The following is a 13,189-nucleotide window of genomic DNA, read 5'->3' as shown; positions in this document are numbered from 1 at the left end:
CAAATAGGGTGGTTTGTGCTGCCTGATCAACCGCACGTCTTGCGGATCCAGGGCCCGTTAAGTCATTCGCCGGGCGTGCTGCGGTCTGGGGGATTATCTGGTCATTCAGAGGAGAAGTTGACTAGATTCCCTGTATGAAGAGTAATGTACTCCTCTGCAGGTTGATTTGAACAACGTCTGAATTATTCCCAGGAAATGGTTGGGAATGAATCGGAATTTCTCAAGATTCAGGCTACGACGGTCGCAATTGCGATTGAGTCACTCTGCCAAATTACGTACTCTCGGGCACGTTTGCCTGGGAAAGCCAAATAATGGTGCTCTAGCAGGTGAATGCCGTATTTTTGGCAAACCATTTGCGTGGACCAGTCGTAACGATTGTGCGACACGCAAGGCAGGTGTTCGCCGTCGAAGCCAACCTTTGATGAGCCACACAAAACGATTATCCAGATTGTTTTGCCAAACTCGCAGAGGCTACCTGGTCGGCGACGTTGCCAGGGACTGCATAATAAGACCGTGTTGGTTATCGCTGAATGTCGAGTGCTAGCAAGTCGATAAGAAGGGTACTTCCTGACAAACTCTTCGCCGTGAGTCACTTGCTTCACACGGATGGCTAAACCTGACACGGAATACGGCACCATGGAAGACGCCAATGAACTATATTTGCGAGGTAGGGTAACTGCCTCCCTCCGGTGGCCTGTAGAAGCCAGGCCAATTACCTAGGGAAAACCCAGACCTCCAATTCCGGTCATGATTTTAGGGACGTCGCGATCGAGCGGACCCAATCCAAACAAGCTCGTTTCAAGACGACGTTCAAAGGGAGTTAGGATTCACCATGCATATTAATGGCCCAACCGCAGTTCACCCGGCACAGTCCATCCGAGGTCCGCATCACACCGCGCAGGCCCCGGCCGTCGATACACGAACGCAATTCGATACTGTGGATGAACTCGACATTTCGCACGAAGCCGACTTCGCCAGTCAGGTGAAGGACATTCCGGACATTCGTGCCGACCGTGTCGCGCAGATCAAGGCTCAGATCGCCGATGGCTCGTATCTGACCGACGATAAGCTCGACCTGGCGCTGGAACGTCTGTTGGACGAAATCGGCTAAACGCCCACGCCAGAACAACTTAGTAAAACGACGTACTTCGGGTCGGTTCTCTCGGGAACGCGGCCCGTTTTTTATGCGCCGATCGGCGCCCCGGATCTCGCTAGAATCGCACCAACTGGGGCTTGTACCTCGATAACTTTGGCCTAGAATTCGGTGTTGAGACTGATAGCCACAGTGGTTGCGTATCTCGTTACTCCGCAATTAGATAGAAATAGCAACTCAGTCTCAATAAAGCGGAAGTCCTTATTGTTCCTGTTGAGATTCGAATGTCCGATCCGTTTGCGTTGGAAGCCGTAGATGTCGCTCTTACTCCGATGGAGCGATTCGAGGAATACCTCAAAAGTAAGGGTAAGCGGATCACGCAACCTCGTCGGATTCTGATTGAACATGTCTTCAGCCATCACGAGCATTTCGATGCCGATGGTTTGATCGACGAGCTGTCGCACCAGAGCAAGGGTGCCGACCGGGTGAGTCGGCCGACTGTCTATCGCACGTTGAACGAACTGGTCGAGTCGGGCCTGCTGCGAAAGATGGAAATCGGTGGTCGCGCCGTCTACGAACATGACTATGGCTACCCAGACCACGATCATCTTTACTGCACGAAGTGCCAGAACCTGATCGAGTTCCAAAGCCCGGAACTGCGAGAGCTGCGAGACAACGTGGCTCGGATGTATCAGTTCCGCGCCACCGGTCACCGTTTTATCGTGAATGGTGTCTGCGAAGAGTGCCAGAAGCAGACGCGTCGAAAGAAGCGGCGGATCGACTTGATCTAAGAGCCCCATCAAGCAAAAAAGCCCCCGACGATTCGGGGGCTTTTTTTATGGAATGCCTGGGCGAGCCAGCTTAGTTGCTGGTCAGCGAGATGACTTCTTTTCCCTTTCGCGAGCCAGCACCACGCCAGATTTCGACGTCGATGGTTTCAGCCACGAACTGCGTGCTGCCGTCGGCCAGAACGATGTTCGCTCCGCCTGGGTGGAAGCTGCCGTACGATCGTTCCAGCACATCGCCATCGGTCGACTTCGAGTTGATCGAATCGTAGGTCGAGCCAAGCGTCTCCGAGAAGTCCGAGCCGTTCCCGCTGTCGGCGTTCGAGTGGAAGAAGAGGAAGTGATCGCAAACGTTGCAGTCGTCGTCCAGCTTGTAATATGCTTCGCCGATTAGCAGCGTCGACGATAAACCATCTTTGACGTCGCGGAATGCAAAGACTTTGCCGGTTGGCGAACTGGTATTCATCCGCACGGCATGGAACAAGCCATTCGAGACATCCATCCCGCCGCTGCCAAGGTTGTCGTTGGTGGCGTTGCCGCCGGCGTTGGCCAGGTAATTCGTCTTGGCACGCAGCGTCAGGCCATTGACGTCGGTTCCTTCAATCGGACCATCGACCTGGGATGGGCAGAAGTAGGTCGCGATCGGGGTGCGAACCAGCTGGCGAAGTTGTTCGCTACGGGCATCGGAGCCACCGAACGAACCGGAGTCGTTCACTGGATTAGGCATCACGTCGAACAAGGCTTGCTGTTCGATGAAGGGGAGAATGCTCCAGCTCCACGAACCACCCCACGCGGCTTGGATGCCAATCGGGAAGCTTTGGTAGGTGTCGTGATACATGTGCATCGCGAGCCCCAACTGCTTCAAGTTATTCTTGCACTGCGAACGGCGAGCCGCTTCACGAGCTTGTTGCACGGCCGGCAGCAGCAGGGCGATCAAAATACCAATGATGGCGATTACCACCAGAAGTTCGACCAGGGTAAAGCCGCGACGCCGGGCAGTCAAAGTAACGTTCATGAGTGGACCTGTCAGATTCAAAGGCAAGTTGGATGGAAGTAGTCGTCAGGAAGGTTGCCGTTTAGGGGCCTTCTTCGACCAGTTCAGGTTCGCTGCCGTCGGATGGGTTCGTCCAGGCAGCTGGGTCAGATGGTTTGGGGTCTGGAAGGGAATTGGAACATCCCGGAGAAATCAAGGCGACAAACAGGGGCAGCGCGACCAGAACCTTCTTCATGAAACGTGGCTCACAGAATCAATGGATAGCGATCGAGGAACTAATGGGCTCCATTTTCATGCGGGTGTCCTACAGGTCAACAAACGTGAAGTTAAGTCAAGGTTAAGTTCATGACTCTTTGCCTCGAAGGTCGGTGACGGTAGTAGTTACTCCGAAACCAAAACCCTCAAACGTGGCAGAGAAGTGGGCAGAGAAGGGTCGGGGCGTGCCACGGAATGCTGTGCCCTCAGGTTGATTGCCAGTAAACCTTCTCAAGCCCCGTATCGACGAAAAAAGGCCTGAGTTTCCTCAGGCCTTCCAAATCAGATTGGCAAGTTGGATCGCGGTGGAAGCGATTAAACTTTTAGCTCTTCGTTATCGAGCGTCACGTGCGGATAACGATCGCGAATTGGCTGAATGATGTCGGCCAGGAAGTCGTCGACTTGTTCCGGTGCGCGACCGACATATTGCAGCGGTTCGAGAATCGCTTCGGCATCGAATTCTGGGAACGCCGGATCTTCTTTGATACGGTCGAGCATGTCGTTGGTCAGGCCTTCGTTCTTGATCCGAGCCCCTGCGTTGCGCGAGTGAATGCGGATCTTTTCATGCAGGTCTTGGCGATCACCACCAGCTTTAACCGCGGCCATCATCAGGTTTTCAGTCGCCATGAATGGCAGTTCTTCCTGCAGGTGTCGCTTGATCAGGGCAGGGTAAACCACCATGCCGTCGCAAACGTTTGCCAGGATGATCAGAATCGCGTCGATACCCAGGAACGAAAGAGGCAGACTCAAGCGGCGATTGGCGCTGTCGTCCAGGGTCCGTTCCATCCATTGCGTCGCCAGCGTGTTGGCACCGTTGGCCTGATTGCTGATCACGTAGCGAGCCAGACCACAAATGCGTTCGCTTCGCATTGGATTGCGTTTGTAAGGCATGGCGGACGAACCAATCTGATCCTTTTCGATCGGTTCTTCCACTTCGCGGCGATGAGCCAGAATACGGATGTCGGTGGCGATCTTGTGGGTCGACTGGGCGATGCCACTCAAGCAGTCGAGAACCTGGCTGTCGACCTTACGCGAGTAGGTCTGTCCGGTGACGGCATACAGTTGATCGAAGCCCATCTTCTCGGCGACACGCTTTTCCAGGGCTTTCACCTTGGTGTGGTCACCCTCGAACAGTTCCAGAAAGCTGGCCTGGGTGCCGGTCGTGCCTTTGGTGCTGCGGAAGCGAAGCAGTTCCAGCCGATGTTCGACTTCTTCCAGGTCGAGTACCAGGTCGTAGCACCACAAGGTCGCTCGCTTGCCAATCGTCGTTGGCTGGGCCGACTGCAGGTGGGTGAAGCCAAGGCAGGCGACATCGCGGTACTGCTTGGCGAAGTTCGCCAGCAGGTAGATGCAACGAACCAGGCGATCGCGGACCAGTTCCAGCGATTCGCGAAGCAAGATCAGGTCGGTGTTGTCGGTGACAAAGCAGCTGGTGGCGCCCAGGTGAATGATTGGCTTGGCGACCGGGGCGGCTTCGCCGAAAGTTTCGACGTGGGCCATCACGTCGTGGCGGCGACGCTTTTCATGCTTGGCGGCGAGATCGAAGTCGATGTTGTCGAGGTTGGCTCGCATCGCTTCCAACTGCTCGTCGGTGATCGAGAGACCCAGTTCCTGTTCCGACTCGGCCAAAGCCAACCATAGCCGGCGCCAGGTCGAATGCTTCTTCTGGGGACTCCACAAAAAGCTCATGTCCCGCGAGGCATATCGAGAGATCAACGGGTTTTCGTATTGTTCGTGCGACACGTGAAGGTTCCCTGGTTCGAATCGAAAAGGACGACGGAATCGGTTGATTTTAGCGTAGAATGGGCGGTTTCGGCAGGGCTGGACGGGAATCTTCCGATTTGACCCAATCCCCGTCGCAAAGAGACGAAGTCCGTGCTGATTCTGGTGTCGAAACGCAGCGGAGAACGATGATGTGGGGCTGGGGCGGGTACGCTCAGTATTACTTCTGGCTGGCGATGGTGGCGGGACTGTTATTGCTCACGTTCCCGTGGTGGAAGATCCGTGAAATCACAAAGGATAGCTATTTCGGCCGAACGCGCCTGGTCAAGCTGTTTCAAGTGCGGATCTCGACGATCGTGTTCCTGGGAGTACTGATCGGGGCGGTGGTCTTGTGGGTGATCTTTTTCGGGATCAACGATTGGAGCGAACTGCCAGGGGCATTGGTTGTTGCCGCGGTGGTCGTCGGTGCCGTCTTCGCGGTAATTAGCCTGGCGTGGTATTTCAGTCAGCAGCTTTCCGCGAAGAACGTTGGCGATGCGATTCAGCAGCGAAGAGAAGGCCAGGAAAACCAGTTCACGCTGCGGCATCTTCTGGCCGGAATCTTGGTGATCTCGCTGGTCCTGGGATATCTGCGATTGGTCAGCACCGATGTAGAAATGGCCAAACGTTTGATCGCCATCGTGGCGGTGATGGTTGGCCTGGGGCTGATTGCCGCAATTGGATACGCCATCATTCTTGGTTTCGACACCCTCTTCTTCGGCCGGGGAAGTCGCGCGAGGGCCAATCGGCTGCGAGAGCTGGAAGAGCAGCGTTCGCGTAAAAAGAGTGGAAACGATTGAGCAAAAAGGAGATGCCGCGTGTTTCCCTCCTCATTTACGATAGGAGATCCACCTAAGCATTTGTTCGGCCGAGAGATGTTTCTATGACGCAGCCACACGACAAAGAAGCCCGGCAGAAGCCTGAGCCACGCGAAATTTCTTCTGGTCAGGCTGCCTACAATATTGTCTCGGATACCTACACCGGCGTGAACGTCCGTTGGCGAGACAACCTTCTTCAGGCAGCGTTCACCTTAAGCGTGGCTCTGTTGTCAGCAGCGGTGGTGGCGATTCTCGCAGTGTTGAATCCAAGCTGGAAGTTACCGTGGTATGGCGGCGCGTTGATCGGAGCGTTCGTCGGGTTGGTTCTCGGCGTATTTACCAGCGGGATTTTCCTGATGTTCTATCGCGGCGTCCGCCATCTTCGCGGACGCCATGACTGATTCATCGCCTAGTGATCGCTTCGACTTACATGTTGGTCAAATCGTCGACCGCATGATTGCCCACCAACCGGTCGAGGGCGGCCGCCAATTGCGGTGCCAGCGACGAGTCCTGGGCATAGATCCGACAAACCAGACGGCTGACCGGCAGCGAACGAAAGAGCCGATCGGTGGTCAGCTCTTTGATCTTCTTCTGGGCCGAATCGTAAAGGAAGTTCTGGTGATCGCTCGGGCCACGCGTGTTCGGGCGGAACACGGTCCGGTTCAAGGCGATCTTCACGGGAGTTTCTTTCAACTCGGCCGGCAGAACGTCTCGCAGTGCTGCCAAGGCAAAGCTTTCACTGCGGAAGATGGTCATTTCCTGACTTTCCCCTTCGTCAAAGCGAAGCGAACGCTCGCAAACAAATCGCCACGGAATGTTGCGGCTGAGCAGTTGCTGCCAACGCTTGCCCACATCGGCTTGCTGTGGATTCTCCGACTTATGCCAGCGGGCGGCATCGACCAGCAGGCTGAACTCGGTAAAGCCTTGGTAGTCGGCCAAGTGCTCAATCGGATTGCCAGGGAACATCCACGGCCGGCTATCGGCGAACAAATCTTCCAGCGTCTTGTCGATCGCCATCACTTCGCGATGGAAATAGACGGTCTGGAAGAGCTCGGCCCGAACGTTCATGAAGCGGATCAGTGCCGCCATGCCACGTTCGTGAATCGTCAGCCCCTTTTCCGTAAAGAAGCTGTACCGCAGCAAGCGTTCCAGGTCGTACGACTGCTGGCTGTAGCCGGTCATGTACGCGTCGCGAAGGACGAAGTCCATATTGTCGACGGTATAGATGCCGCTGAGCAGGCTGCGGAGGAAAACGAGCCATTTCGGGCGGTCGGTCGCGTCGCCAGCTTGGGGCCGCTGGATCATCCAGGCAATTTGCTCCGGATCGATTCGTTCATTTTCTTCCATTTGCGAAAATGGATTTCGGCGAAGCCGGGAAAGCATGTCCCCCAGTTCGGTGCGAATAATATGAGCGCCGAGCGATTCGTGTGTCAGGCCATAGTGTTGGAGGAAATGACTGTCAAAGAAATGACCGAAAGGACCATGCCCCACGTCATGTAATAGGCCCGCCATTCGCATGAGAGATTCGACATACCCACGTGAAGGCGCGTCGGGGCAGGTTTCCTTCAGGCTGGGATAAAGCTGGTTGACCAAACGACTTGCGAGATGCATCACCCCGAGAATGTGTTGAAATCGGGTGTGTTCAGCGGTTGGATAGACCCACCAGGCAGTTTGCAACTGGTGAATCTGACGCATACGCTGCAGCCAGGGGTGGTCGATAATGTCCCGTTCTGTCAGCTCGTCGACCGACGTGCCTTCCGATACGAAGGGAACATATCCATGGACGGGGTCGTAGCAGAGACTTTCGGCCGCAAATTTATCGAGGTTCACCCTTACTCCTTTGGGGTTTGGCGGGCAAGCTGGGCTAGCAGAGCTTGCACCAGATTCGCTAGTTTCGCAGAATCAGGGAGTTTCGTTAATTGTTGTAATCGCTACATCTTAATGAAGTCGAGCGTCGTAATACCGGTAGATGCCAGGAACCGAGGCAGTTCCGAGCTGGAATTTTAAACGCATTTGCCGATAGAAATAGCACCTCGGATTTTCCCGAATGTACGCCAGGCAGCCGATTGGGGAAATCCGCATACTCAGGCGGAGGAGTTTTGATTGTGATGCATGCATATCGCTGGGCCCAGACCGGCCTACTTATCGTAGGGTTTCTATTTCTTGCTCAGCAAAATGTGGTAGCGGCCCCCAAGGCGGCCACCGTACTTCCGCAGACCACGAAGAGCTACGTGTCGATTCCTGATTACGATCAGGCTTCGGCCAACTTCGATGCGACCCAGATCGGCAAGCTGATGGCCGATCCGGTGATGAAGCCATTTACCGAAGACCTTAAGGAACAGGTCAAGCAGAAGCTGGTCGCCGGTGGCGTGAAGCTGGCTTTGACCCTGGACGACCTGAAGGGGGTCTACGCTGGCGAAATCTGTTTCGCCAACGATCAGCCCAATGGCGACAAGTCGGACGGCGTTGTGCTGACCGTCGACGTCACCGGCAAGAAAGCTCAGGTCGATGCCCTGTTGGCCAAGATTTCGGCCAACCAGAAGAAGAACGGCGCTACCCAATCGCAAACCCAGATCGCTGGTGTTGCGGTTACCAAGTTCGATTTGCCAGCTCAAGGCGGTAAGCCAGCCGGCGAAGCCTTCTATGTGATGCAGTCCGATCTGCTGATCGCGACCGATTCCAAGGCAACCCTGTCGTACATTCTGGAAGCCATCGCGGCTCCTAAGAAAGACAACCTGGCTTCGCTGGTCGCTTTCCAGGAAGTCCTGAAGCGAGCCGAAGCTGGTCGTGGTGCCCGCGGTTACGACTTCGAATGGTTCGTCGAGCCGTTTGGCTACGCCGAGGTGATCCGTTCGCAGCAAGGTGGTCGTAAGAAGCGTGGTACCGACATGCTGAACCTGCTGCGAAACCAAGGTTTCGACGCGATCAAGGGCTTGGGCGGTTACGTCACGTTCTCGGTCGCCGATGGCGGTCCGAACGACAAGCAGTTGGAAATGGTTCACAGCTCGTTTGTCTACGCTCCGCAAGATCCGAAAGCTGAGAACGGCGAACGGTTCCATCTGGGTGCTCGTGTTCTGGCTTTCCCGAACGATAAGAACTTCCAGCCATACGATTGGGTTCCGGCCCAATTGGCTTCGTTCCTCGACTTCCGCTGGGACGTTCAGGACGCCTTCAAGTTCAGCGAAACGATTGTCAACGAATACGCCGACGACGAGATCTTCGACGAACTGATCGAAAGCCTGGAAAAGGACCCAGCCGGCCCGAAGGTCGACGTGGTCAACCAGATCGTGAAGCATCTCGACAGCAAGGTTTGCATGCTGGTCGACGTCAAGCAGCCGATCACTCCGCAGTCGGAAGAACGCCTGGTTGCCGTGCACCTGCTGAACGCTGCCCCTGTCAAAGCGGCGATCACGCAGATCATGCAGCAAGACCCGAATGCTGAAAAGCATGAAGTGGGTGCCGAAGAGATCTGGGAAATTCACGAGGAAGAAGAAGAGATCCCGACGCTGGTCATCAGCGGTCCTGGTTTCCCCGACGCCATGGCAGCCAACAACCAGTTCGCCCAAGGTGGCGCTGGCAAGCCAGCCATTCCGAACGCAGCCGTTTCGGTTGTGGGCGACTGGGTCTTCTTTGCCAACAACAAAGATCTGATCAAGAAGGTCATCCTGACGAAGACGGGCGGAGCCAACATCGAACGCCTGTCGGCTGCTCCTGATTACCTGCGAGTGGAAGAAGCCCTGACGGTCCTCGGCAGCGGCGAAGACAGCTTCCGTCACTTTGCCCGCACCGATGAATCGGCTCGTATCACTTACGAACTGATGCAGCAGGGCAAGATGCCAGAGTCGGAATCGGCCCTCGGTAAGGTGATCAACGAACTGTGGAGCATGGGTCAGGACGACGAAACCGCAACTCGCGAACAGCAGATCGATGCTGGTAAGTTGCCACCATTCGCCCAGGTCGAAGGCTACCTCGGACCGGCTGGTTCGTATGCCCGGACGGTCAAAGATGGCTGGTTCGTCGCGGGTGCGATGCTGAAGAAGTAAGTCGCTTCTGACTAGCAAGCTAAAACAAAAAGCCTCGGCCCAGTGCCGGGGCTTTTTTTATGCCGTGGCTTCAGTAGCTGGCTTCTCGCCATAGTGATCCAGCAGGTAGCTGCGGATGGGTTCCAGGATTTGCAGAGTGGAAGTGAACTTGGTGATTTGGCCGTGGAAGTGGGGTAGGCCTTTGGCGTCGATGGTCTTGAGCTGCGTACGGACCTTGTAAACCATCACGACGCGGTCCTCTTGAAAGGCACTGGGACGCAGCACCACGTCTTGCCAGGGAATCATATGAAACGAAGATTGAACGGCCCCATTTTCAAAAAATTCGACCGTTCCTATCGGACGTCCCCAAGACAACTGCATCAGAAAAGCGCCTGCAAAGCTTCCCAGTTGAATCTGTTGCACAAGATAGAACGGAATGCCGGTTGCCAAAGGCATCGAGGTAAACAAGATCGCGAGACACAATTGGGCCAATCCGATCATTAGCAGCGCGAGACTGCTAATGAGGGCCGGGGTGTGCTTGCCAGGGATCGTGCCTGGATATCCAATGCCGATCCGTTTGCCAGAGCGTTGAACGAGCGACTTGCGACGAATCATGAAATAAAAGACCGTGATGCCCATCACGCCCGTTTGAATGGTGACAATCGCCACGAATATCAGCAGCTCGTTTTGTTTGTAGGTACGCAAAAAGGGGGCGGCCAGCGCGAACAGAAAGGCCAAACCTGTCAGCAAACCCATGATATGTGACAAACCGAATTGAGCCATCGGTTCGTCAACCACTTCCAGTTCCGGTTCAGAATTGTTAGGCGGCGTGTTCATATAGGTCCCAGCGAGGCCAAGGCTATGGGGGGCTTTTCCATAGCCATCAGGCTACCTCACCCGCCTGCCAAAGTACATTACTTGGGCGAGTTCACATTGCCAGTCTGTTTGGCCGCTTCGATCCGTTTGTTCAGAAACGCGAAGAGGACCTTCGTCGTTTCGTCCCCTTCGATTCCCAGATCGTTGTTGATACTGGCGTGATCTTTGCCAGGGGCCGCATAGGTCTCGGCCGTGCCGCCAACCTGCTGGATCGCTTTGACAAAGTAGTTGGCAGCCAAGGTGGCATCTCGCCGCGACTCACAAAACAGCAGCAGGAAATCGGGGTAGTCGGTTCCTTTCTGCAAATGGGTGATGGGCGAGTACTTTTGCTGGCTGGCGGTCTCTTCGCCAAAGGCGTTGGTATACAAGGAAACGCGGTTGCTCCGCAGCAACTTCAGCCCGGAAACCAGTTTGCCGCAGTCGTACGTGGCCGTATCGACCGGAAAGCAGCCCTTCAGCGTAACAAGACTCAAACCTTGGGCTTTCAGGTAGCGTTCGTCCGTCGAAACCAAGGCGGACAGATGGGCACCTGCCGAGTGGCCACCAATAAAAATGATCTCCGGTGAGCCGCCATGTTTGTCGATATTTTCGGTCACCCATTTCACCGCCGTGGCAACGTCGGTCGCCAGGTCGCTCATGGTGAACTCCGGCGTAAAGCGATAGTTGATCGAAACAAAGACGTAGCCCTGATCAACGAACGCTTGAGGTTTCTGCTGGACCAGAATCTTGTTACCCCGACGCCAGCCACCTCCATGCAACCAGATGACCACCGGTTGTTGTTTGCCGTCTTTCGCCGCGTAAACATCGAGGGTTTGCCGTATGTTGTTGGTCCCGGCATAGTTGATATTCCGCGAAACGACCGGTTCAGCAGAAGTCGCCACGGAACTGAAGAGGAGCAGAAGCAGGATCGATCTCATGGTATCAATGCCTTACAGAGTCCCAGGGGCAGGGAAATGCGTCGCGGGAAATCTCAGCCGAGTAGGCTCGGCATCAGGGGGAACCACCTGACTTGGCTTCCAAGCAGGGGCTTTTTGGCGGATAAAGCTCCGTAGAAGTCCCAAAGCTTGGCGATTAGGCTTACTGCGCTATAATTCCGGAAGTTTCCAAAAAACGACATCCACACGGAAGATTCGCTAGTGACAAATCCGAACGAACCCACCCCGGCCACTTCACGCCCTGTCAACTTGAAGGAATTGAAGGAAAGCGGTTGGAAGTCGCGCTCAGTCAAGCAGGAAATTCAAGAGAACTTTATCCACATGCTCGCTGCCGGCGAAGAAACTTTTCCGGGCATGGTCGGTTACGAAGATACCGTGCTGCCGGAAATTCACCTCGCTTTGATCGCCGGGCACGACATGCTCTTCATGGGCGAAAAAGGGCAGGGGAAGAGCCGCATGATGCGGATGATGGTTCGCTTTCTCGATGAAGCGGTCCCCTATCTAAACATTGAGGGCTGCCCCGTTCACGAAGATCCTTATCACCCGATCACCGCGGTCGGCAAGAAGTTTGTGGCCGAGCATGGGGACGAAGAGATTCCGATTGCCTGGTGGCCCCGTCAAGAACGCTACGCCGAGCGTTTGGCACCGGGAACCAAGTTTGCCGACGTGATCGGCGAAATCGACCCGGCCAAACTGGCCAGCGGTGTTAGCATGAGCACCGAAGAAGCATTGCACTTCGGTTTGATCCCGCGCATGCATCGTGGCATTTTTGCGATGAACGAACTGCCAGAGCTCGACGAATTGGTTCAGGTCGGTCTGTTCAACATGCTTGAAGAGCGTGATGTTCAGATCCGCGGCTATCCCGTCAACTTCGATATCGACCTGGTGCTGCTCTTCTCGGCGAATCCTTCCACGTTCAACCGAAGTGGTAAAGTGATTCCGCAATTGAAAGACCGAATCGGGACGGTGATCCATACCCACTATCCGCGGCAACGTGACCTGGGAATTCAGATTATCGAACAAGAGGCCGACGTCACGCTGGATGGCGAGTACCCGGTCGTGATGCCTTACTTCATGAAGGAAGTCCTCGAACAAATCACCGAGGCGGCCCGTCGGAGCAAGTTCGTCGATCAGCAATCAGGCGTCAGCGCTCGTTTCAGCATCGCGAACTACAGCACGGTCATCGCGTCGGCTCGGCATCGCGGGATTCTGCTGAACGAAAGGCCAGCCGTAGTGCGGCTGAGTGACTTCGGGCATATCTATAGCTCCAGCCTTGGCAAGTTAGAGCTGGACATGATGGGAAGCCATCAGATGTCGGAAAGCCAGGTGCTCGACGCCTTGATTGCCGAGGCGGTCGGTACCGTGTTTCAGGAATATATCCAGGAACATGGCCTCGAGCAGATCGCGGAGATCTTCCAGAAGGGTGTGAAGATCGAAGTGGGGGACTTGTTGCCTTCTGACTATTACGGCGAACGCTTGAAGCGTGTTCCGCCGGTTTGGGATCGAGCGTTTGAGGTGAATGCCTCCGAGAATCCTGCCATGCGAGCCTCGTGCGTCGAGTTCGTGTTGGCAGGTCTGTATGCCGTGGATCGGATCAGCCGGGCTCAGCAGCACGGTAAGATTACTTACGAGTTCGAATAGGAACCTCGT

11 protein-coding genes are annotated in these 13,189 nt (G+C 55.3%); 6 read left to right on the top strand and 5 right to left on the bottom strand.

Annotation, left to right across the window (positions count from 1 at the left end):
* Window positions 1–832 precede the first annotated feature (832 nt).
* Together ABD890_RS05345 and ABD890_RS05340 are read left to right on the top strand one after the other, a co-directional pair.
* Entirely contained in the window at window positions 833–1,111 is a 279-nt protein-coding gene (locus tag ABD890_RS05345; RefSeq protein ID WP_345086619.1) for a flagellar biosynthesis anti-sigma factor FlgM, read from the top strand.
* A 266-nt stretch (window positions 1,112–1,377) separates the two neighbouring features.
* On the top strand, window positions 1,378–1,884 hold the full coding sequence (locus ABD890_RS05340) for a Fur family transcriptional regulator (protein ID WP_345086617.1): 507 nt from the start codon (window positions 1,378–1,380) through the stop codon (window positions 1,882–1,884).
* Window positions 1,885–1,954: 70 nt separating this feature from the next.
* Here ABD890_RS05340 and ABD890_RS05335 read toward each other — a convergent pair whose 3' ends face one another.
* Window positions 1,955–2,893, bottom strand: a complete 939-nt coding sequence (locus tag ABD890_RS05335) for a DUF1559 family PulG-like putative transporter (RefSeq protein ID WP_345086615.1) — start codon at window positions 2,891–2,893, stop codon at window positions 1,955–1,957.
* A 549-nt stretch (window positions 2,894–3,442) separates the two neighbouring features.
* A complete protein-coding gene (gene purB, locus ABD890_RS05330) occupies window positions 3,443–4,870 on the bottom strand; it encodes an adenylosuccinate lyase (protein ID WP_345086613.1) in 1,428 nt (475 codons plus the stop codon).
* A gap of 98 nt (window positions 4,871–4,968) precedes the next feature.
* Between purB and ABD890_RS05325 the strand changes: the two genes are divergently transcribed.
* The gene (locus ABD890_RS05325) at window positions 4,969–5,688 is read left to right on the top strand and encodes a hypothetical protein (protein WP_345086611.1); all 720 of its coding nucleotides are present in this window, start codon (window positions 4,969–4,971) and stop codon (window positions 5,686–5,688) included.
* A gap of 83 nt (window positions 5,689–5,771) precedes the next feature.
* Window positions 5,772–6,107 carry a hypothetical protein gene (locus tag ABD890_RS05320; RefSeq protein WP_345086609.1) on the top strand — a complete coding sequence of 112 codons (336 nt, stop codon included), beginning with the start codon at window positions 5,772–5,774 and terminating at the stop codon, window positions 6,105–6,107.
* A 25-nt stretch (window positions 6,108–6,132) separates the two neighbouring features.
* On the opposite strand, the gene ABD890_RS05315 is transcribed toward ABD890_RS05320, so the two are convergent.
* Window positions 6,133–7,536, bottom strand: a complete 1,404-nt coding sequence (locus tag ABD890_RS05315; protein ID WP_345086607.1) for an HD domain-containing protein — start codon at window positions 7,534–7,536, stop codon at window positions 6,133–6,135.
* 278 nt (window positions 7,537–7,814) lie between these two features.
* Between ABD890_RS05315 and ABD890_RS05310 the strand changes: the two genes are divergently transcribed.
* Window positions 7,815–9,749, top strand: coding sequence for a hypothetical protein (locus ABD890_RS05310; RefSeq protein ID WP_345086605.1), 1,935 nt, complete (start codon window positions 7,815–7,817; stop codon window positions 9,747–9,749).
* Between the two features lie 57 nt (window positions 9,750–9,806).
* Here the strand turns inward: ABD890_RS05310 and ABD890_RS05305 are convergent, their stop codons facing one another.
* Window positions 9,807–10,565 carry a hypothetical protein gene (locus ABD890_RS05305; RefSeq protein WP_345086603.1) on the bottom strand — a complete coding sequence of 253 codons (759 nt, stop codon included), beginning with the start codon at window positions 10,563–10,565 and terminating at the stop codon, window positions 9,807–9,809.
* Window positions 10,566–10,642: 77 nt separating this feature from the next.
* Entirely contained in the window at window positions 10,643–11,521 is an 879-nt protein-coding gene (locus ABD890_RS05300; protein ID WP_345086601.1) for an alpha/beta hydrolase, read from the bottom strand.
* Window positions 11,522–11,740: 219 nt separating this feature from the next.
* Here ABD890_RS05300 and ABD890_RS05295 point away from each other — a divergent pair, with 219 nt between their 5' ends.
* The gene (locus ABD890_RS05295) at window positions 11,741–13,180 is read left to right on the top strand and encodes a magnesium chelatase ATPase subunit I (RefSeq protein WP_345086599.1); all 1,440 of its coding nucleotides are present in this window, start codon (window positions 11,741–11,743) and stop codon (window positions 13,178–13,180) included.
* Window positions 13,181–13,189: the final 9 nt, after the last annotated feature.

This window comes from Bremerella cremea (genome assembly GCF_039541315.1).
GTDB lineage: Bacteria > Planctomycetota > Planctomycetia > Pirellulales > Pirellulaceae > Bremerella > Bremerella cremea.
The sequence above is the reverse complement of the archived record's forward strand: the minus strand, read 5'-3'. Positions and strand labels throughout refer to the sequence as shown.